We start from the raw sequence: 19,918 nt of genomic DNA on the forward strand, positions 1-19,918 counted from the left end.
AGAAAATCCCCATTTCTGCTCTTTCCGTTTCGTCAGGTGGTTTAGTGATTGATCAGCAGCTGGTAGTCGAGACGTACGCCGTGGGCTGCTGGAAGAAGGGCCTGATGAATGGCCACTGTCAGGTTGTTCATGAAGGCTTGGGCATTTAACACACCCAATTCAGCGAGGCGGTCTTGTATTTTGTGCACGCCGTTCGCGTGAATAGTGCAAAGCACCAGGTGACCGGTGTTCGCAGCCTCTACCGCTCTCTCGGCAGTTTCACGGTCGCGCACCTCCCCCACCAGCAGAATGTCTGGCGCTTGGCGCAGGCAGCTGCGAATGGAGTCCTGGAAGGACTGCCCAGCTCGGTCGTTGATCTGGATCTGATTAATACCGCGACGCCGGATTTCCACCGGGTCTTCCATGGTGATGATGTTGTAGCGATCCACATCGAAGAAATTGAGCAGGGTGTACAGCGTGGTGGTCTTGCCCGAACCGGTGGAGCCGGAGAGCACGACCAGTCCTTGCTTGGTCATCACCGCGCGCTTGAGGCGCTCCGCGTCTTGCTCGCTGAAGCCCAGCTCAACCAGTGTTCGGCTGGCAGAGGACTCATTCTGCAGACGCAGGGTCAGTTGCTGACCGGAGACAGTGGTGATGCTGGAAACACGCAGGTTGACCCGGTAGCGCCCGCGGAAGATCGGCACCAAGAGGGCGCCATCGTCATGCCCGATGTATCGTCCGGAATCCATGCCGGCATCGAGCTTGATGGCCTTGCTGATGCTCTCGATCGCCCAGGTGGGCGCCGCCAGGGCAAAGCGTTTGACCTGTCCGACCTTGAAGTAGACCGAAGACAGCTCATCGTTGAGCCCGAGCATAATGAAGATGTCCGAGGCACGCTCGAGCATCGCCAGCTCCACTAGCAGGCAAACCACATGATAAATGCGGCGATTGAAGATCTCGCGGTCGGCGATGATGGTGTGAATTTGCTCGCGCAGGCTGCCGCCCTTGCCGTAAACCGACTGTTGCAGCCGGGTGAGCATCATGTGCGTGGTGGCGATAAAGCGCACATCCAGCCCCATGGCTCCGAAGAACAAACGGGTGGCCGAGATGTTGCTCGCCGAGGTGACGTTTGAGGTAGCAACCAGTACCGAGGAACCTACTCGACCTACGGTGACCTGGTCACGCTCGAAGGACACGCGCGCAGAGAGCTGCATGCCATTGTTGGCCAGGTACTCGATGGTACGGCTGTCGATATTGACGGTTTCCTGCACGCCATGAATCTCACCTAAGCCTTGGGCCATGGCTCGAATCACCTCGATCTCCGGAGCCATTTCCAGCGAGACAATGATGTCCGCCAGATTGCGGGAGTCGTAGCGCAGGTACTCATTCAACTGCTCAACCTGTTCAGGCGAAAGCACGTGCTGATCAAGCAGAATGCGTTGTAGGGTGGCAACTTCCTCCTTGTTGTTGCGTGGTAATGGACTGTTCATAGTTGCCCTCAGGGGACCAGTTCGATTTCGTCGTCGTCGAACGACATCTTTTCGATCACCCGAGAAATCAGTGCCTGATCTTTCGGATTGCTCGAGGCGATGAACAACACGAAGGTCGGTTCAAAGTTGGTGTTCGCCGGCGGCGGCACCTTGCCCATCTCCCAGCGCAAAGCGGAGGGATCGGCAAACTGATCCTTCGGAATCGGCTTGATATGACCCGCGGCTATAGCGTCGTCGAGGTAATCGATGGAATTACCGTAATCGCTCTTGAAATGCTGAAACTGCGAAGCCTGATGCAAATTGAAGTGTAGCAGGTGACTCTTAATTTGAGTCTGAATCAAAATTTCGCGAGCCTCTTCAACCATATCCTGGTAGTAGGCACTACCTACCAGGATAATGGCAGAACTTATAGCCACTGCAGCCACGAGACTAACTATAGAGAAACCTCGTTGAGTGGCCATATCCGTCACTTCAAAAGGAAAGTGCTGAGAGTAGAAGATGACCCTTCATCAATCTCAGCGGTACCAACTAGGGGAGCGCCATCCTCCTTAAAGCTGATCTTTGCGGAGGTAATGTCAGTTTTTACCAGCCCTACAGCTGAAGTGGCGTTAGGAGAGCGCATCAAATTAAATGCGACGAAGCAGTCAGAATATTGGGGAGTGCCAGACGAATCCTGCGTATTGCTACAGGCAGTATTGTAAACAACATTACCCGCCTCATCACCATCATCCGCGTCATACATACTTTCAAGCTTAGCACTCAGAGCCAAAGCCTTACTCTTATCCGACTTTTTGAAAGCCATGACATACCACCAAGAGCTGAAAGTGGGAGAAGTTGAGGCATTAGCCTTTGCCAAGATAAAATTACCCACACCAGAACTTAGACCACTTACACGTGCGTTTGCCTGGTCAGCGAATGCCTGAGTAACTTTATGCAACCCCCCACTATCCCGCATGGTAAGAGCAACTGTATCGCGGACAACCTCAATAGACTGAGTGTCGCCCACGGTAGAAGCCTCTTCCACGATATCCCAGTAATAGTTAGCACCCACCGCAGTAAGCACGGAGGCAATGGCCACACTGGCGATCATTTGCGGCATGGAGAAACCGCGTACTTTTTTTGCAAATTTCATGGTAGTTCCTCGGGTTCAGGGTAAAACAGAGTTAGAAATCCAACCTACGTGCGGCACCTTGTGAAAGATATTGACCTGCGACCAGCCCTCCACCTCGCGCAGGGCGCACACACGATCTCCTTGTTGCAACCACCCAATCACCGGATATTCGATACCCGGTCCTCCTCGCACATTGGCGCCTCGGGTGGCAATGCGCTGGCAGCGCTGTTCCATTAACTTTTCAAAAATCCGGTGCTTGGCCTGGTAACGCTCGGCATCGGTATCTTTGATACTCAGCAGTAACTGCTCAGCCTCATACAGGCTGAAGTCCTGAGAAGATGGATTTAGAAATCCATTGAGCTTGCGATTGATAAATGCAGGGTCGTCATCCATGATCGGCACGGCCATTACAGGCGCGGCAGCGAGTTCTTCTACTTGCACCGGGAGATCAGCAGTGGCTACCTGCACAGCCTCCTCTTGCTGAACAACCGGCTGCGGGTTACTGGCTACTTTCTGTTGTACTTCACGCACCGGCTGCGGCTTGGCATCGCGGGCAATACGATCGAACCGAGAGATATAGAAATCCGCTTGCTCAACGCCCATTGCACGCGCTTGCAACAACAGCCGCTTTCCTTCTTCAAGATCGCGCTTGATGCCTTTGCCTTTCAGGTAAAAGACGCCGAGGTTGTAAACAGCAATGGCGTAATTGCGCTTGGCGGCATGCTTGTAGAGTTCGGCCGCTTTCTCTTCATCAACATCTACACCCAGGCCATGTTCATAGAGGTAACCCAGGTTATTGGTGGCTTCGATACTGCCCAGCTCTGCAGCACGCTCATAAAGACGGGCAGCCATTTCATAATCGCGGGTAGTGTCGATGCCGTTCTCCAGCCGGACAGCCTCGTTATAGATTTCCGCCACCGAGCCTTTCTTGATCAGTTGCTCGTAGCGTGCGTCATCGATTCTCGATAAAAAGGGCAGCTGTGCCGCAGCTACAAAGCCGCACTGGCTGGCCAGAGCGGCAATGGCGATATAGCGAATGGAATGAGAAAGACTCGACACGGCTGAACATCCCTCGTGGACTTGCCGCCACGATAGTCAGCCCCCCCCACCCTCAGTAACCGGCAAGGTGTGCACAGCAGCCGTTTTGCACTGATTACGGGGCTCTACCTGACACTAGAACCCCGCTTTCCCCGCGCAACTTTCATTCGGCGATTGACGCAAAGCGCAATATCGCCTCGAAAACAGCCTTTTAGTGCAATTCGCCCTTGTGTAGACTCCGCCCATCATCAACCGGGGGATACACCGCATGTCGAAGCTCGCTCAATTCAAAGCGCTCGAGGCACAGCTTGCTGCTCAACTGGAGCAACTGGAAGCCATGAAAAAAGATGAAGGCCTGAAGCGTGAAGTGGAGTTTGAGGAAAAGCTCAGGGCCCTGATGGGCGAATACAAGATGAACCTGGGCGGGATTATCGCCATCCTGGACCCGGCTGCTGCAGCCGCCAAGCCACTGACCAGCACCGACAAGCGCAAGGAGCGCGCCACCAAGGTGTACAAGAACCCGCAAACCGGCGAAGTGGTGCAAACCAAGGGCGGCAATCACAAAGCGCTGAAGCAGTGGAAAGAGCAATTCGGCGCCGACGTGGTCGAGACCTGGCTGCAGTAAAATCAAAAAGGCCGCCAGATGCTCCTGCACCTAGCGGCCTTTGTATAACTCCTAGGGCACTCAGATGATCTGGGCATTGTCCTCAGCAATACGCGCAGCCTCGCCCATCGCCCAGCCCACGGCCATCATCAACGCACCCGCTACAGCCATGCTCAGGTGCGCGGCGTCGACAGAGACATCAACCAAGCGCTGAGCTTCCGGGTTGCCCCACGTCAGTAACAGGGTGATCACGGCAGTCGAGGTCACTTGTCCAGGCAAGACCAGCGCAAACGCAAAGCCAATGCGAAATAGACGCACACCAGTTGCGCTGACAAGCACTTGGCCATTGGCAAACGCTTGAAACAATCGATGGGCTTGCCAGCACGCCCAGAGAAGAAGCCCCATGACTAAGGCATTCAAAAAAAAGCCTACCGTAATGACAGCTGCATTGACCTCATGCGGCGTACCATCAGGTAGTAGCATCGCCGCACCACGCTGCAGTGAGCCAGGTGTAATCCAGAACACCACATTTTGCAACAGAATCAGAATACCGAAAAGCAGCGAAATCCTCGAAAACCAGATCGAATAACGCTGAACACGCTGAAAAGATACCGTCGATGACATGCCGAGCGCTTCAACAATAAGTAAAGATCACTAGAGAGCGCCCGACAGGCGCTACTCATAACTGAACTTAGTGTCGCCTGCTTTAGGTCGATTTGCTAGCCCCCCCCCCCAGAAAAGACGAGCCCTCAACGGCACCATTACCGTCAGTCAGTGTGACTGATATCCACCTACCATAATGCTGCACTAGGCCACCTAATAAGCATCTCAATAGAAAATTTCGATGAATTAAAATAAAGCCCCATCGACTTTTGGCCAATGGGGCTTTGACTAGATTAAAAATCTAATCAAAAATCAAGGATGCGTAACAAGATTGCTTGTACCAGTACGCCCACCCGGATCTGCTACAAAGCATTGAGCAGTAAATGAAGTCCCCGAATAGATATACGTTCTAGTATTGCCAGTTGCTGTATATGGCCCCCCAACCAGACCACCATTTTGCATGAAAGCGAAGGAAGCTATTCTATCATTATCCGACCCCGTGCACCTATAAGTAGTGCCACTCACCCGAGTCAAAGTAGCAGTCGGATTCTGAGCGGGAAAGCTTAATGTCGCCGAAGAGCTTTCTTTAGTTCTACCACTATTATCGGTTGCCACCGCAGTATAACTTACGCTTTGTCCCTCAGTAATAGTAACTGACTGCGAACAGGATGTCGTAGACGAGCAAACCACCGAGCCGGCCTTCTTAATATCAACCTTCTGGATACCACTTGTCGTATCACTTGCAGTTGCAGTCACGGTCACACTGCTATTAGCAGAGCTAACCGTAGATGGCGAAATACTGACCGAGACCGTTGGCAGCTCGCCCGCAGCACCAGTCACCGTTGTCGAAGCACTTGCCGATTTACCAGTATTATCATGAGCAGTAGCTGTCACAGTAGTACTACTACCTTCGTTAACCGTTAGAGACAAAGTACATGAGTATGGCGACGTGTAATCCGTACAGGTTGCCGCGCCGCTACTAAACACGACTCTATTTATTCCATTAGAATCCGAAGCCGTAGCAGAAACCGCAACATTCTCTACTCTTCTCGTCATGGGATTAGGTGAGACAGAGGAGACTGCAACACTAGGATCGTAATTTACATAAGGCCTTGAATAAGAAATAGCGCTTGCCTTACTTCTTCCAACTCGATCATAAGCCGTGACATCGTAGGTAACAGAAGCCCCCTCAGCCAAAGTCACAATATCATCACATTGATAAGGATCCGCACTATCCGTACAGATCAAATTTCCTGCACGATAAAAGACCACACGATCTATACCACTCATATCCGAAGCATTTGCAGTAACCCTAGGCGTCGAGGTAGCAGTTGAAGCCTGAGATGGAGATATCGATAAAGATAAGGTGGGATCCCCAAAAGGAAGAACATAAGAAATAGTGCTTGCCTTACTTCTTCCAACTCGATCATAAGCCGTGACATCGTAGGTAACAGAAGCCCCCTCAGCCAAAGTCACAATATCATCACACTGATAAGGACCCACATTATCCGTACAGATCAAATTTCCTGCACGATAAAAGACCACACGATCTATACCACTCATATCCGAAGCATTTGCAGTAACCCTAGGCGTCGAGGTAGCAGTTGAAGCCTGAGATGGAGATATCGACAAAGACAGGGCGGGATCACCAAAAGGAAGATTATACGACAAAGACTTGGTGGTACTTTTACCTACATTATCATAAGCAATAGCACTATATGTAACACCTTGACCTTCCACCAACGTAGCCGTGTCAGAGCACGAGTAAGATGATGTGGTATCAGTACAGATTAGACTTCCCCCTTTAAAGAACTCAACTCTATTTATACCACTCAAGTCAGAAGCCACAGCGTTAAGCTCGAGATTACTTATCAGGGTACTAGCCTGGGGCGGTGTAGTAGAGAGAGACAGACTGGGGTTGGTATAGGGCAGCTCATAAATCACAGAAGCATCTGACGACTGAGAAGCGCGATCAAATGCTCTAACTATGTATTCTGCAGCCCCCCCCTCGCTTAAAGTCACGTTGTCTGTGCAAGCATAAGGCGGGACGAAATCCGTGCATATCAAATTAGAATCACGATAAAACTCAACACGCTCAATACCGCTAGAATCACTAGCAGAAGCGCGAATCTCTGGAGCGGACGATAACGTGCTAGCAACAGCTGGCATTACAGTACCAGAGACAGTCGGCGGCGTTAAGCTAAGCGCATAAATTTTTTCTGCAGTTGATGCTCGTCCTACTGCATCAGTAGCAACAACACTTATCGTTTTTTGCTGCCCCTCCGCAAGATTCAGCAAGGCATTACAGGTAAAACTTGTATTTGAAGTAGAACACAACTCAGCGCCATCCTCATAAAAAACCAAAGACTGGATGCCACTAGGATCGGTTGCAGCAGCTGATACAGAAATATTAGTCGTGCTTGACGAAGCACTCTCAGGCGTGAAAGATGCAGTGAGGATTGGATCATTAAAAGGGAAAGAATAAGATATTCTTTTCGTATTTTCCGAGTTGTCGGTGAACTTTGCTGTAACGTAGTAATCCGTGCCCGTACCCTCCACCAGCGATACAGTGTCAGCACACTCAAAAGGAGTTGCACTCACCGAACAAATTTCAGTTAAATCCCGAACAAATCTTACCGCACCAACAAACTCTGGGCGTGCAAAGTTCGCGGTTACTGTCGGGTTCGAGATAGTCGTGCTTGCACCAACAGGAGATACTTCAAGAGTAAAGCTTGACTGCCCTCCTGCACCACCACCACCTGGCGGAGTAGGGGCGCCATTACGAAAATAACGAATTGACTCACGCACCCAGTCATCTTTCGGGATGAGAGGGTCCTTCTTCAGGACCAAATGAACTTCGGACGCAGCATGAATTTGCACTGCCATTGTCGCGACAATGCAGCCAAAGCTAAAACAATTAATTTTTGACTTCATGATTCACCAAAGACAGAAATCCGTCCCCTATATTACTTACCCCCCCCTCAAACGCCCCCTTCAAATCATGCAAAATACCGAAAAATGCACAAAAATAAAGACACAGCAAAAGATATAATTTGATGCAAATTTATTGCATCATAAAAATCCCAACCAGGCAATATAAAATGCCAGCCACTCAATCAAACATAATCCTTTTATTATCCACGGATATGGCCGCATAACTGCGACCCCACAGCCCCCGTAACAATCAACAGAACATAAAACTATTAAAATCAGTAACGACATTTGATGCTGCAAGTGATGGAAAAATAGTCTCTAGACCAACTTTGCTAATACCAAACCATTCCAATAATGCAGTAAAATATTGCTCTGTCGGCAGCGACGGAATGATCCGACCGCCACCTACGTCATCGGGGCTACCCAGTGTCAGATCCGGCAGTTGCCCATAGAGACCAGGACGCACTGCATCGCCGATGACAAAGTGATGCCCTCCCCAACCGTGATCGGTACCGTCACCATTGCTGACCAGGCTGCGACCAAACTCCGATGCGGTGAATGTGGTGACCTTGTCGGCCAGCCCCATGGCATCCAGCGCCTGGGTGAGCCCCTGAAGCGCGGCATCGAGCTGGCCCAATAGCAGGGGGTGCTTGTAGAGCTGGTGATCATGGGTGTCGAAGCCCCCCAGCGAGACGAAGAATATCTGCCGACTCATGTTGAGAGCGCTTTGCGCATGCAGAAGACGTACAACCTGCAGCAACTGCCGAGACAGCGCACCATGAGCCCCGCCCTGAAATAGCGAGTCATAGATGTTTGCTGACAAGGCAAAGGCATCGCCCAGCGTTCTCGACAGCCTCATCGAGCGCTGCAGGCCGGCAGCATATTCGGCTGTGCCACGCGGATACTGCTCCGCGAGAATGCGCTCGAAGGCGGCACGCCTGGAGACTTCGTTGGGCCAGTTGGCGTTGTAGAAATTGACGTAGCTGGAGATGCCGTTGATGGACGACATGATGAAGGGCGAGCTCGAGTTGCCCAGCTGCAGAATATTGTTGCCATCGACCGTGTAGTTGAGCGGAAGGCCACCTGGGTTGCTGAGGATATCCCCCAACTTACCCGCCCACCCCTTTTCCAGTCGCCGATCATAGGCTGCAGTCATCCACTGCATTTGCTGATCATTGTGGGAGAACAACCGCGGCACACCGTACGGAAAGCCATTGCTGGCCGCCGGCATGACAGGCCCAACATTGGAGACGATAGCCGCGCGACCATCGAGCAACAGCTGGTTCAAGTGCGGCATGCTCTTGTGCAGCGCGACCCGCCGGCCAGCTTGATCAGCCCAGTCGTTTCCGTGCAGGTCGGCCTGAGCTACTGCCATGTTGCCCCTTGAGGCTTTGTAGGCCGCGTACTCCCCAGACTGCGATGGGACCAGGGTATTGAAACTGTCATTCCCACCAAACAGGAAGATGCAGATCAGTGCCTTGTAGTCGCCACTGGATGCATGAGCCGGCGCGAGCCGCCCGGCAAACGGCATGGCGCTGCATGCGGCCATCATACGCAGCAGCTGGCGGCGAGAAATCACCATGCGGCGAACTCCGGACTGGACAGTAGAAGCGTCATTGCTTCTTTCACTTGATCGGTTGGCTGTGAAGCGGCACCTGCGGTATTGGCCAAGTGCTCTTCCACAGCGTCCAACACCTCGGCGCTCAACCTGCCGGCAAACAGGTAGGTATTCAGGTCTGAGAGGATTTCTGCATCAGCGGCATCGTTGTAATGCGCGAGGTCCAGAAACGGCATCCCTGGGATAGGCGTGCGCGTGCTGTTCCACCATAGAGAGCTGTTGGTCATGAGGTTGGTGAATTCCGTCAGGGCATGGTCATCGATCAGGTAGAACTCGGGATAGTTCGTGGTTTTGCCGGCATCGATGTAGTGAAAGACTGGGTAGAAGTTGAAGACCGAGGGGCTGCGCAGTGGCGCCTGGTAGAAGGCCCAGTCAGGGTCCACTAGGTGGTAGCGATGGTCTGAGGTAGCCGCTTCGAAAAAGCGCCATACCTGAGTCAGCCGCAGCAAAGGCTCTTTGACTCGCCTGGCTCGATCAGCCGGTATCGCGGCAGCTTCCGGGTCCATGAGAATGGCTTTGACTAAGGCGAACAAATCCCCCCTCACGCCCTGACCGTTGTTCTTGAAGACCTGAACCACACGGTTCAAGTAAGCCGGCGTCGGATTACTGGTGACCAGTCGGTGGATCAGGTGGCGCGATACCAAAACCGCCGTATTAGGGTGGTTGAATATGCAGTCGACTGCGGCCTGCAGATCCTGCTCAGCGGTCTGTCCGGCGGGAAATGTCGGACAAAAGCTGACGGTCTTTTCTCCGACGTCGTGATAGTCCTCGAAAGGCTCCATGGGCTCGAGCCAGTTCTGCTGAACCGGATAGTTGAAGCGCTCAGCGTTGCTGAAATGCCAGCCGGTTAGCACGCGGGCCATGCTTTCGATGTCAGCCTGGCTGTATGTGGCAATCTCGATGCCGTTAGCATCCTCAAGCGTCCTCCCCCAGTCATCCAGCCTGACGGTGCCAAGCGAGAACAACTGCAGCAACTCACGGGCGTAGTTCTCGTCCGGCCGGATGTTGAGTGCGGGGTTCTCTTTCTGGTTGCCCTTCATCGACAGGTACTCACCCATCACAGGATGCAGGGAGACATCGAGCAGCAGATCGCGATAGTTACCTAGGGCATGTCTGGCCAGAAGATCGTAGTAGTGCGCCAGGGCCAGCTGCTGACTGGACAACGTGTCCTTGTCCGACACCACGAATAGCTGGCTCAGGGCAAATGCCACGCGCTGACGAAGCTGATCTTCGGCCGTCAGCGCGACGCGCATCCAGACATCCAGGCGCTCGAACATAGTCGGCGCGCCACTCACCGCCGCGAGCAATGGATAATGCAAGGTCTGCGGCAGATCCCTCTGGGTTTCGAACCAATCTTCCGCGCCCAACGCCTGGAACTCCGCAACAGCCGCTCGCGTTGGCCCCATTGAGGCCTGGTTGAGCAGATCAACGACATCCGTCAGCTGCTCGATCAAGCGGGGCTCAGGAGCGGGTTCAGGTTCAGGTTCAGGTTCAGGTTCAGGTTCGGGTTCGGGTTCGGGCTCTGGCTCTGGCTCTGGCTCTGGCTCTGGCTCTGGCTCTGGCTCTGGCTCTGGCTCTGGCTCTGGCTCTGGCTCTGGCTCTGGCTCTGGCTCTGGCTCTGGCTCTGGCTCTTCAGTTTGAGGCTCATCTTGGCCAGGTAAAGAGGCAGTGTCGTCTAGATCAACAGGAGCGGGAGATGACGGGTCTTCCTGGAGACCGGAGTCACTGACTGACTGCCCTACCGCTGGAGCGCTCACGGGACCACCCGCTGGGGAGATCATATTGCTCTCAACCGCGGGCAGATCTTCAATGACGCCTTCTTGTGTCGGACTGTCACCGCCGGGATCAGGAGCTTGCCCCGAGATCAACGGAAGAAAATTTGTCAGTAAGTCGGAGTTACTTAGAAAGTCGCCGAGGTAGGCGGCTAGATCAGCAGGGACGGGCTCAGTAGCGCGGCTGGGAGACAGAGCAGCTGTTTGAGCCCCAGGCACAGGGTTGCGCAGAGAATCTACAAGCGGTGTGTTATAGACGATTGCCGCACCGGCAATTCCGACAGCCCCCATACTGAGAGACTGCATGAGGGATAATCGCATTCGAGAAACTCACACTACGGTTTCTCAGAGAATAAAAATACAAGATTCGAGTCGCTACAACAGCCTACGCAAGGGCACCCTCAATCAGTGCACAGCCTGCACAAATCATCATGACACTCACTGATCATTAACGTCATAGATCAGAATATCGCCAGGCTGACACTCCAGGACTTCGCAAATTTTTTCGAGGGTGTCAAACCTCACACCTTTGACCTTTCCCGACTTCAGCAGGGAAACGTTTTGCTCAGTGATACCAATGCGCTCTGCCAACTCCTTCGAGCGCATCTTCCTTTTGGCCAGCATCACGTCAAGAGCAACAACGATCGGCATCCCAATCCCTCAACTAAATGAACTGCTCATTCTCTTCAGAGAGACGAACTGCATCCAGCAGGACCCACCCCAGAGCACATATCAACCCACCAGTAACAATGAACAAAAAATAGTAAGGTCGAAAAATTAAAGACACAGCATAGCTGTCAAAACCGCCCCAGATGCTCAGTAGTATGGATATCATCAGCGACGCGATCATAAGCAAAACCGGTGTAAAGGCCATGATTACACCGATACTGCGTACATACTGAGCAGCCTGCACCGTGAAGTAACGCCCACTGCGAAACTCCGAGAAGAGCCTGATCACAAACCAACCACCCCACCCTGCCAAAGCAAATGGCGCGAACCCAAACAAGGCAAGAACATAACGGCACCACACACATAAGTTCTGCAGCGAAACCGGCCTAGAAAAGTAGGCAGCAAGTTGCGCCCCAAGATTTTCATTAAAAAACCAGAAACGTACAGCCTCCAATAAGACCAGAGGCATTAAGCAACAAGTGATAATCAAAACAGTCAAACTGACGGATTTAATGCGCATCACCGCCGCATTTGAGCGACCCACCATAAAAGCACCAAAAACTTGTGGATATTAGCACAACGAGAATGGAAATTAAATGCCCTACACAACACCGAGCACTTTAAGTTTGGCGATCGCGTCGGACCTCCCCTTCGCATCCACTCGCTTGTAGATATCTTTCAGCCTGTACGCCACGGTGCGCTGAGAAATATTGAGCATACCAGCGATTTCTTTGTTGGTGAGACCATTAGACGCCAACCGAATAAGATCAATATCTTTTGTCCAGTCTGGCGCCTGAACGGGCACATGCCCTTTCGACACCTTCATCAATGATCGCGGCGCTTCGCGAATGACATCTAAAGACCAAGCCTCATCATCGATTATGAAATAATCAGAGTGATCATATATTTGTTGCTCTTGAAGTTCAGCTAGCATGCCCTGGGTAATAACACCCACTGCTCTCTCCTCCTTGAGCGAGGCCACCAGCTGCCACAATAGCCCAACAAAAGCGTCATCCAGACGCTGCAGTGACTGGAGATTCACGTACAAAAGGTCATACGTCTCATCAATGGCATGAGCAGCCACATGGTCGCCATTAAGGATGTCCATGAGGCAGGGAATATCAAAGGACCTAACAGATGCAGCCTGCTCTTCACTGGCCACCAATTGGATCACACGACAGCAGCTCGCCCTGAGCTCACAGCAAAGGTCACTGACGAACTGTGACATAGAGAGCTCTGAGCGGATAATCAGCAGCGGCGAGCGTAGAAAAACCACCTCCTGCCTCAGTTTGTCGGCTATGGCCTCAACATGCGCACATAGCTTTCGCTCCAGGGCAACCTCATCACCAACCAAGCTCAGCTGACTGCGACTGGTATACAGGTCAAAAGCAGCGCCCTCGCACTCACCCGTAGTGCAGTTGAATAAAGGCTTTGCCTTGAGCGTAATCAAATCAGACCAGTCATGCTCAACACTATGCCCCTCCTGCCCATCAGATAGGCCCTCACCCGCTTTACGCTGCACCTCTCTCAGGTAAATATTCTTCGTGTAAAAGCCACGATCGACCTTCACCTCAAACAAAAAGCTTGTTGAGTCTCGCAGGAAAAGACGGACACTTTCACAACCTTGATCGCACTCAGCCATAGCATGCAATTTCTTGCAGGAGAAGCTTGTCAGCTCCTCATAACCGAGAACACCATCAACCACATATACGTTAGCCAGACCTTCTCGTGTAGCGAACTTCTTGAGTAAATAGTTACCTTGAAATTTCTGCCTGAAACCTGACAGATCCATCAACATGGCAAGCGTACCAACTGCACAGAGCAGCCAGGAGACAACCAAAACAACATCCTGCTGCTCTTCACCTGAGGCGGAGGCGAAGTAAACCTCGCACCACACGCCAATGGCCATTAAAAGAAGGGGAGAACGCCAAAAACCGATCTGCAGCAGCCCCACTAAACCAATGGCCAGTACAGGGTAAAGCCCAAATGAATTGCCCGAGAGGACGACTACCATCAGCACCTGCAACAGCAAGCCAGCCTGTTGCTTGGAAATCCACCCAGCTAGATGAAGTATGCGGGCCATAACGGGCAAAAGCAGTGAGATCAGTGCCATCGCCAGTGCAAAGTGCGACGGCATATAGCCATAGTAAGCAAAAAGCGAGAAGCAACCTGCCAGTACAAAATTTAGCATCAGGAAGCCCTCAGCGACTTTCCATCGCCCATCAGCAAACCGGTCACATAGGACACTGCCTCAGTTTTGTTGCAGACCCCCAACTTCACGAAAATCTTCTTCATGTGCCAGGCAATGGTTGCGTAATTGATCCCCTGTTCCACAGCTATGGCGGTGTAGTCCTTGCCCTTGACCACCTGCAGCAAAACCAAGCGCTCTTTAGGTGTCAGCTCAGCCAACTCCTCCATACCTTCGAGATCAGCTACATCGACATGAGAGATATCGTAAATTGAATGCGATTGGGTAAGGCCGCCAAGCTTCTCTTTAACTTCCTGCTGCAATCTCTTAAAGCCACTCACCAACTCTTCAGCATACATAGGCTTAGCAAAGCAATAACCCTGCACGCAATCGACTTCATTTCCTTCATCAAGAATGCGCAGCAACTCTTCAGTACTCTCTACGCGCTCAAGCACGACCTTGGCACCACGCCTTTTCGCATACTTTTTAATCTCCGCATAAACCTTTCTAATAAAAGGCGAAGCATCAGGCGCAAAAAAGATATCGGCCTCGAACTTGATGCAGGTCCATTCCAGGTTGGCTACACGCGAAATACTGGAGAACCCTCTACCAAAGTCATCGATGGAGAGGTCCACGCCCAGGGAGCGAATTTTTGAAATGCTCTGCTCAATCTGCGAATAGCTGGCAATTGAGCTGTCCTCAACCAGCTCAATGACCAATCGCCTAGGATTGATCGAGAAGCGCAGCATGGCCTCTGAGAGGTGCTGAAAGAAACGAGAGTGGCCAAGCATCTTGGCATCAACATTTACGATGAACTTCGTGGACTCATTGAGAGTCAGGGCATTCAACATCCAAGCAGATGTCTCCAGCGCCTTGGAGAGGATGTAGAAATCACAGCCATGCAAGCCATAGAGCCTTAGCAGATCCGCTGCAGCGACCTCTCCGACCTCATCAACGCCCCGACAAAGCAGCTCAAATCCGCACACGCTTCCGTGCCTGAGATCCACCAATGGCTGTAGAGCAAACCGGACGCGCGGAAGCCGAAGTGACTCGACCACATGCTCCGGCACACCCTGGTCAAAAGAGGCATACTCAAGGCCATTGAAGTCACCTGCTTTGTATCGCCAGCGCTTAACGAGACCAAAAGCCTTAGCCTCTCCTAAAACGCCAAAGAGCCATCCGGGCAACCAGTAGCCATCGGCCACACTCAGGCTATCGTTGAGCAGATCCCTCACTTCGCGCTTCAGGCTGCAGACATAGTCCTCAAGACGCTCGGCGATCAGCGCAGGCTCCAGACGCAGACAAATGACGTTGTTCGCGACAACGCATGCCACCACTTCGGCTCGTCGCGAAAGCTGGGCGATAGCTTTTTCGTACTCGAACAGCTCCACACAAGAAGCGTCCTGCATCACTCGCAAGAAGAGTAGTGACTGCGCCTGAAGGCCCTCTTCGCCCACCAGAACACTCCATTTAAGTGAGGCAAGCTCCAGCCCTCTTTCGACCTCATCGATGTAGCAATAGACGACGTCTTCACGCGCCTCATCGCGGACCAGCCGCAGGCTAAGGGTCTTGATGCATGCATCATCCAGTACTCGCACCGTGGTCTGTCCATGTTTCAGTGCAAGACTCAGAGCCCTCAAAAAGGACGCCCTATACCTGGCGTTCACACAACGATTGAGCTCGAGCTCATCTAAACCACACCACGCCTTCAGTGCACTGCTGGTTTTGCCGCTCCACAGCCCCTCTTGCTTGTAGAGCAAAGCCACGCGCTCCCGCGCCAACTTGGCGAGTCTGAAAGCTGCATAGCTTGGTGTATTCATTTTCCTGATTCTGTAGTGCGCGACCCACTCACTCACCATTGGTGAAAGGATCTTGACCCAGAGCCACGCAGCCGCTGAGGCGACCACCAGAGCAAAGAGGATGAACATCTTGATACCGCTCCTCGGGCAGATACCCGTATCGGTTATGACGCAAATGCATTCCAGCAGCCGGTCCTGGGACCGTCCATTTGCGCTCCGGGCATGCCCACTACGAAGATAGAATCATGCAAAGCATCTAGAAATTAATGCAGCACGATAATTTTTTCAATCAAAACGTTCTGTGCACCGATGGATGGTGGCTCAACTCAGGGGCCACCATCCGACGCATCTGCGGCTAATTAAGTGCGCAAAGGCAGCAGCCACTAGGCTCTGCATCAGGACCGGGGGGCAGTCCAGCAGTAAGAGTGAAAGCCAGTTGAGAGCTCGAAACCGCAGCGCTCATAGAGCGCCTGGGCTGCCGCATTATCAACCGCCGTCTCGAGCACCAAGCGTTGCTGTCCATTGCGGACAACAAACCCCTGAGCAGCCAAAACTAATGCCAGGCCGCCACCGAGACCGCGCTTGGCCTCCTCAACGAACAGATCGTTGAGGATCCAGATACGTTGCAAGCCAAGAGAGCTGAACGAGGGATACAGCTGAGCAAAGCCGACATTGCGGCCCGCACCATCAGAGCAGAGGAAGATCACCGACTCATTGGCACCCAGCCTTGCAGCCAGGTAATCGCGTACGGCACCGGCATCGCGCTCGACGCCATAGAACGCCAAGTAGCCAGAGAAAAGAGAGCAAACAGCATCGATATCATCAATACCTGCTCGGCTTACGGTTAGGGTCACGGTTTGTTCCTTGGGTTACATGCCACATGGCATTGCAATCCTCTACAGCCTCCCTAGACTCTGCCAGATCCACTTCAGCCAGAAGCCCCAGACCAGTTGTTGCCATTCACCTCTCTGCTGGGGCTTGAATCCAGCACTCAGACCCGATCAAGCCGCGACGCTCTCTACCTGAAAGTGCGTGAGCTCATCGTCCAAGGAAAGCTTCCCTCGGGCACTAAATTACCCTCGACAAGACGCCTTGCAACGGAACTGGGAATGTCGCGTTCGACCGTCGTCGACGTCTTCGACCAGCTGAAAATGGAGGGCTACCTCGAGGCGTCTCAGGGGGCTGCGACCCGGGTCTCCTCCGTGGCATCTGAGCACTTCAAGCATGCTCGGCATGCGAGCCTAGATGAGCCTCCGCACCCAAGCACCGAACACCTCAACCTTGATCGCTGGCACAACAGCGACCCGCCCACAGCCATTTCGCTAACTGCATTCAGACCTGGTCTACCAGACATCAGTCTGTTTCCCAAAGAAGAGTGGAATGCCTGCCTCACACGCGCCATCAAGAGGCGCGTAAATTATGACCTCAGCTATTGCGGCTACACGGGGCACACGCCCCTCAAAGCACAGATCATTGAACACGTTTCTCACGCGCGCTACGTCACGGCTGAGCCCGAGCAAGTCATCATCGTTCCGTCCTCACAGGCAGCCTTCGATGTCATCGCTAAGCTTGCGCTGGTACATGGTGATTGTGTGTGGGCAGAAGACCCGGGCTACCCCGGTTTTATCAACCTGGTTCAAGCGTACGATGGGGCCATTGAGCGCGCGCCCGTAGATCAGTTCGGCGCCAATTTCGATAACCTGCCGGGCCAGCCAAAGCTCATTTACGTGAGCCCGTCCCACCAATACCCAACCGGCGCCATGCTCTCACTGGAGAGAAGGCTGAACCTGCTTGAGCTATCACGCGAGCACGGAGCACTGATCGTCGAGGACGACTATGACAGTGACTTCCAATTCGACGGGGCTCCCATTGCGAGCCTGCAAGGTCTCGATAAGGGCAGGAATGTCATTTACGTGGGGACATTCTCCAAAACGCTGGCGCCTGGGCTGCGCACAGCCTACCTCATCGCTCCCAAGCACCTGACGCAAGCCGCGGAGTCGATCGCCGCGCTATCCGGGCATAGCGTACCCGTACATGTTCAGGTGGCACTGGCGGACTTTCTCGAGCTAGGCCTCTTCAGAAAGCACATCAAAAAGATGACTGCCGAGTACAGCCAGAGGATGGACCTCCTCTACAGTCTGCTCCAGCCGGCCCTCAAGGAGGTCTTCCACTTGATCCCCCCCAAGGGTGGCTTGCAGTATGCCCTTATCTCGAAGAGCCCTATCGATGACAAAGCCTTGTCGCGCTACCTATTCGGTCATGGCTTTCATACTGCACCTATCAGCGACTTGACCAAGCAGAGCTCGACGACGGGCCTACTGCTTGGAATCGGCTTGGTAACCGGGCAGGAAATTAACCGCATGGCCCCACAGATGTGTATGGCAATCTTGGGGTGGCTCGAGACTGTCAGGAAACCTTAGACCAGCGCTGAAAGTCGATTGTCGGAATGCACATTGAGACTCTCGAGCCCAGGCGCCCTGCATCACCAGGCGCCTTCATCTCGATCGAGAAGTTCTTAACCCTCAGTCCAGCCTTCTCCAGGCGCTTCAACACGATGCGACTGACGTCAATTTTCTTTTGGTGCTCGCACTGATGCTCCAAGGTCAGTATGAGGTTAATGCTGCTGATGGAGTTTATTCGCCGCACCTTCAGCTGCTGCGATAGACCACCCACAGCGGTATCCAGCGAGCCATAAATAATCTTCGCCACTTTGTAGACAAAGACGCGATCCAGATCGGCCGAGAACTCAAGCAGGACATGAGCAATCGAGAAAACGTCTTCTTGCGACTTGGTTGAACCACTACCCTTCCACATCACAAAAATCTTCTTTGCCGACCATTAGTATCACTTTTGAGGATTCGGTTGCTCGCCAAGATATTCCTACGCATCCCAAATACCTCGCCTCATCTCGAAAACTGGGTAAGGAAACCCATCCCCATCCATGTTTCGGACATCAGTCATATCAAAGCCTAACTTTCGATAAAACGCTAAAGCACCTATGTTGCTTTGATAGACCACAACAGAAAGTCTCGGAGCGCACTGAGCAACGTGCTCTACCAGTGCTTTACCTATTCCTCGACGCTGAAAGGCAGGAGTCACAAACAACCCCAGCAGGCTGAAGTTATTAATCGAGACAAAGCCAACGACGAGGCCACGCACCCGAGCGATGTAGGTGTCGACGCCTGAAAGCCGCGCTACAACCTTTCGCTGATGCTGGATGGCCTCATCCGAGAGAAATGCATAAGTGATGGCAACGGCCTCCGCCCAGAGACCTAGACACACCTCAAGGTCTTCTGGCGCGAACTGCACTACCTCTACAGCATCCATTGGTCGCTCAAGCATCAAGCTCACTCCAGAATCGATAGATAAACGACACTGAAATCATGACCAGGACCAGCAACCACATCTCAACAGCCATCAAGTCGATCTGACCTAATTGGTACATGGCCGCAGGTACATCAATAAGGAAATGGGCAGCAACTGCCGCCCCAAAATAATGGAGCTGACCTTTTGATATGCTCAGATAGACCAAAGCAAAAAGGCCGGCTTGCAACACCACTACACCGAGGCGCTCCAACAGCATGAGCCAAGCCGTCAATTCGGATAGCAGACTGATGCGCGCAGACAGCACCTGCTGATCCTGTACGCTCTCAATAGACTGCATCACGGCGCTCAGCACCTGGGGATTTAGTCTCAGATACAGATCCCCAGCACTGGCCACAAATCCAACCACCACCACCTCAGCCAATGCATACCCAACAGCGGCACATAGGGCCATGGCCTTGAACTGGTAGTGCTGTAGGTTCCGCATAACAAACAACAGCAAAAGCGCCTTAACCCCAGTCTCTGCCGACGCGGCAGCAAGGGCATAGCTAACGGCCCGAATCCAGACCGAAGCATCGCTGGTATACAGACTGATACCAGCGTTAATAACCGGCTTTAAAAGCAGCGCCGCCAGGGCAAAGCCCGCAGCACCGATCAAAAAATGCTGCCAACGCCCACCAGTCAGTATTCGGGCCCAATGGACAAAATAGGCACCGATAGTGAGCATCAAGACATAGGCAGCCACATGGGCTAATACAACACCGCTCATCACAACGTACATCTGAGGCT

19 protein-coding genes are annotated in these 19,918 nt (G+C 52.8%); 2 read left to right on the forward strand and 17 right to left on the reverse strand.

The annotated features are described in order from the left end of the window. Nucleotides 1-41 precede the first annotated feature (41 nt). The 4 genes from DMO17_RS18630 to DMO17_RS18640 are packed head-to-tail and all read right to left on the reverse strand — an operon-like array spanning nucleotide 42 to nucleotide 3,639. Nucleotides 42-1,469 (reverse strand): GspE/PulE family protein, encoded by a 1,428-nt coding sequence (locus tag DMO17_RS18630; protein WP_110683979.1) that lies wholly within the window; start codon nucleotides 1,467-1,469, stop codon nucleotides 42-44. Between the two features lie 8 nt (nucleotides 1,470-1,477). Continuing rightward, entirely contained in the window at nucleotides 1,478-1,930 is a 453-nt protein-coding gene (locus tag DMO17_RS18635; protein WP_146224937.1) for a type II secretion system protein, read from the reverse strand. Between the two features lie 5 nt (nucleotides 1,931-1,935). Continuing rightward, on the reverse strand, nucleotides 1,936-2,601 hold the full coding sequence (locus DMO17_RS19630; RefSeq protein WP_146224938.1) for a hypothetical protein: 666 nt from the start codon (nucleotides 2,599-2,601) through the stop codon (nucleotides 1,936-1,938). A 15-nt stretch (nucleotides 2,602-2,616) separates the two neighbouring features. After that, nucleotides 2,617-3,639: an SH3 domain-containing protein gene (locus DMO17_RS18640; protein ID WP_110683981.1), complete on the reverse strand. Its 1,023-nt coding sequence runs from the start codon at nucleotides 3,637-3,639 to the stop codon at nucleotides 2,617-2,619. Nucleotides 3,640-3,886: 247 nt separating this feature from the next. On the opposite strand from DMO17_RS18640, the gene DMO17_RS18645 reads away from it, so the two are divergent. Continuing rightward, entirely contained in the window at nucleotides 3,887-4,243 is a 357-nt protein-coding gene (locus DMO17_RS18645; RefSeq protein ID WP_110683982.1) for a histone-like nucleoid-structuring protein, MvaT/MvaU family, read from the forward strand. Between the two features lie 60 nt (nucleotides 4,244-4,303). Here DMO17_RS18645 and DMO17_RS18650 read toward each other — a convergent pair whose 3' ends face one another. The 10 genes from DMO17_RS18650 to DMO17_RS18685 form a co-directional block, all read right to left on the reverse strand. Beyond that, nucleotides 4,304-4,846 (reverse strand): hypothetical protein, encoded by a 543-nt coding sequence (locus tag DMO17_RS18650; RefSeq protein ID WP_110683983.1) that lies wholly within the window; start codon nucleotides 4,844-4,846, stop codon nucleotides 4,304-4,306. 291 nt (nucleotides 4,847-5,137) lie between these two features. Next, nucleotides 5,138-7,759: an Ig-like domain-containing protein gene (locus tag DMO17_RS19635; RefSeq protein ID WP_146224939.1), complete on the reverse strand. Its 2,622-nt coding sequence runs from the start codon at nucleotides 7,757-7,759 to the stop codon at nucleotides 5,138-5,140. A 250-nt stretch (nucleotides 7,760-8,009) separates the two neighbouring features. Continuing rightward, nucleotides 8,010-9,341 carry a DUF1501 domain-containing protein gene (locus DMO17_RS18655; RefSeq protein ID WP_110683984.1) on the reverse strand — a complete coding sequence of 444 codons (1,332 nt, stop codon included), beginning with the start codon at nucleotides 9,339-9,341 and terminating at the stop codon, nucleotides 8,010-8,012. Continuing rightward, nucleotides 9,335-10,831 carry a DUF1800 domain-containing protein gene (locus tag DMO17_RS18660; RefSeq protein WP_181418822.1) on the reverse strand — a complete coding sequence of 499 codons (1,497 nt, stop codon included), beginning with the start codon at nucleotides 10,829-10,831 and terminating at the stop codon, nucleotides 9,335-9,337. The genes DMO17_RS18655 and DMO17_RS18660 overlap by 7 nt, the downstream gene beginning before the upstream one ends. Beyond that, nucleotides 10,828-11,025: a hypothetical protein gene (locus DMO17_RS19760; protein WP_181418823.1), complete on the reverse strand. Its 198-nt coding sequence runs from the start codon at nucleotides 11,023-11,025 to the stop codon at nucleotides 10,828-10,830. Before DMO17_RS19760 ends, DMO17_RS18660 begins: the two co-directional genes overlap by 4 nt. A 562-nt stretch (nucleotides 11,026-11,587) precedes the next feature. After that, the gene (locus DMO17_RS18665) at nucleotides 11,588-11,800 is read right to left on the reverse strand and encodes a helix-turn-helix domain-containing protein (protein ID WP_110683986.1); all 213 of its coding nucleotides are present in this window, start codon (nucleotides 11,798-11,800) and stop codon (nucleotides 11,588-11,590) included. Between the two features lie 13 nt (nucleotides 11,801-11,813). Next, nucleotides 11,814-12,365: a DUF2975 domain-containing protein gene (locus tag DMO17_RS18670; RefSeq protein ID WP_110683987.1), complete on the reverse strand. Its 552-nt coding sequence runs from the start codon at nucleotides 12,363-12,365 to the stop codon at nucleotides 11,814-11,816. A gap of 54 nt (nucleotides 12,366-12,419) precedes the next feature. After that, nucleotides 12,420-14,009 carry a helix-turn-helix domain-containing protein gene (locus DMO17_RS18675; RefSeq protein WP_110683988.1) on the reverse strand — a complete coding sequence of 530 codons (1,590 nt, stop codon included), beginning with the start codon at nucleotides 14,007-14,009 and terminating at the stop codon, nucleotides 12,420-12,422. Continuing rightward, nucleotides 14,009-15,934, reverse strand: coding sequence for an EAL domain-containing protein (locus DMO17_RS18680; protein ID WP_110683989.1), 1,926 nt, complete (start codon nucleotides 15,932-15,934; stop codon nucleotides 14,009-14,011). Before DMO17_RS18680 ends, DMO17_RS18675 begins: the two co-directional genes overlap by 1 nt. Before the next feature lie 266 nt (nucleotides 15,935-16,200). Next, nucleotides 16,201-16,659 carry a GNAT family N-acetyltransferase gene (locus DMO17_RS18685; protein WP_110683990.1) on the reverse strand — a complete coding sequence of 153 codons (459 nt, stop codon included), beginning with the start codon at nucleotides 16,657-16,659 and terminating at the stop codon, nucleotides 16,201-16,203. A 99-nt stretch (nucleotides 16,660-16,758) separates the two neighbouring features. Here DMO17_RS18685 and pdxR point away from each other — a divergent pair, with 99 nt between their 5' ends. Continuing rightward, the gene (gene pdxR, locus DMO17_RS18690; protein WP_258371575.1) at nucleotides 16,759-18,225 is read left to right on the forward strand and encodes a MocR-like pyridoxine biosynthesis transcription factor PdxR; all 1,467 of its coding nucleotides are present in this window, start codon (nucleotides 16,759-16,761) and stop codon (nucleotides 18,223-18,225) included. On the opposite strand, the gene DMO17_RS18695 is transcribed toward pdxR, so the two are convergent. From DMO17_RS18695 to DMO17_RS18705, 3 genes are all read right to left on the reverse strand, one after another. Further along, entirely contained in the window at nucleotides 18,212-18,619 is a 408-nt protein-coding gene (locus tag DMO17_RS18695; protein WP_110683992.1) for a hypothetical protein, read from the reverse strand. The genes pdxR and DMO17_RS18695 overlap by 14 nt on opposite strands. 66 nt (nucleotides 18,620-18,685) lie before the next feature. Beyond that, nucleotides 18,686-19,132 carry a GNAT family N-acetyltransferase gene (locus DMO17_RS18700; protein WP_181418824.1) on the reverse strand — a complete coding sequence of 149 codons (447 nt, stop codon included), beginning with the start codon at nucleotides 19,130-19,132 and terminating at the stop codon, nucleotides 18,686-18,688. A 7-nt stretch (nucleotides 19,133-19,139) separates the two neighbouring features. Next, nucleotides 19,140-19,910 carry a YhfC family glutamic-type intramembrane protease gene (locus DMO17_RS18705; protein ID WP_110683994.1) on the reverse strand — a complete coding sequence of 257 codons (771 nt, stop codon included), beginning with the start codon at nucleotides 19,908-19,910 and terminating at the stop codon, nucleotides 19,140-19,142. Nucleotides 19,911-19,918: the final 8 nt, after the last annotated feature.

The sequence above is a fragment of the Aquipseudomonas alcaligenes genome (genome assembly GCF_003205495.1).
Classification (GTDB): domain Bacteria; phylum Pseudomonadota; class Gammaproteobacteria; order Pseudomonadales; family Pseudomonadaceae; genus Aquipseudomonas; species Aquipseudomonas alcaligenes_B.

What these genes read in the sequence shown, in the direction of transcription:
- DMO17_RS18630 (WP_110683979.1), bottom strand. Translation starts at nt 1,469, where the DNA reads ATGAACAGTCCATTACCACGCAACAACAAGGAGGAAGTTGCCACCCTA.
- DMO17_RS18635 (WP_146224937.1), bottom strand. Translation starts at nt 1,930, where the DNA reads ATGGCCACTCAACGAGGTTTCTCTATAGTTAGTCTCGTGGCTGCAGTG.
- DMO17_RS19630 (WP_146224938.1), bottom strand. Translation starts at nt 2,601, where the DNA reads ATGAAATTTGCAAAAAAAGTACGCGGTTTCTCCATGCCGCAAATGATC.
- DMO17_RS18645 (WP_110683982.1), top strand. Translation starts at nt 3,887, where the DNA reads ATGTCGAAGCTCGCTCAATTCAAAGCGCTCGAGGCACAGCTTGCTGCT.
- DMO17_RS18650 (WP_110683983.1), bottom strand. Translation starts at nt 4,846, where the DNA reads ATGTCATCGACGGTATCTTTTCAGCGTGTTCAGCGTTATTCGATCTGG.
- DMO17_RS19635 (WP_146224939.1), bottom strand. Translation starts at nt 7,759, where the DNA reads ATGAAGTCAAAAATTAATTGTTTTAGCTTTGGCTGCATTGTCGCGACA.
- DMO17_RS18655 (WP_110683984.1), bottom strand. Translation starts at nt 9,341, where the DNA reads ATGGTGATTTCTCGCCGCCAGCTGCTGCGTATGATGGCCGCATGCAGC.
- DMO17_RS19760 (WP_181418823.1), bottom strand. Translation starts at nt 11,025, where the DNA reads ATGAGCCTCAAACTGAAGAGCCAGAGCCAGAGCCAGAGCCAGAGCCAG.
- DMO17_RS18665 (WP_110683986.1), bottom strand. Translation starts at nt 11,800, where the DNA reads ATGCCGATCGTTGTTGCTCTTGACGTGATGCTGGCCAAAAGGAAGATG.
- DMO17_RS18670 (WP_110683987.1), bottom strand. Translation starts at nt 12,365, where the DNA reads ATGGTGGGTCGCTCAAATGCGGCGGTGATGCGCATTAAATCCGTCAGT.
- DMO17_RS18675 (WP_110683988.1), bottom strand. Translation starts at nt 14,009, where the DNA reads ATGCTAAATTTTGTACTGGCAGGTTGCTTCTCGCTTTTTGCTTACTAT.
- DMO17_RS18680 (WP_110683989.1), bottom strand. Translation starts at nt 15,934, where the DNA reads ATGTTCATCCTCTTTGCTCTGGTGGTCGCCTCAGCGGCTGCGTGGCTC.
- DMO17_RS18695 (WP_110683992.1), bottom strand. Translation starts at nt 18,619, where the DNA reads ATGTGGAAGGGTAGTGGTTCAACCAAGTCGCAAGAAGACGTTTTCTCG.
- DMO17_RS18700 (WP_181418824.1), bottom strand. Translation starts at nt 19,132, where the DNA reads ATGGATGCTGTAGAGGTAGTGCAGTTCGCGCCAGAAGACCTTGAGGTG.
- DMO17_RS18705 (WP_110683994.1), bottom strand. Translation starts at nt 19,910, where the DNA reads ATGTACGTTGTGATGAGCGGTGTTGTATTAGCCCATGTGGCTGCCTAT.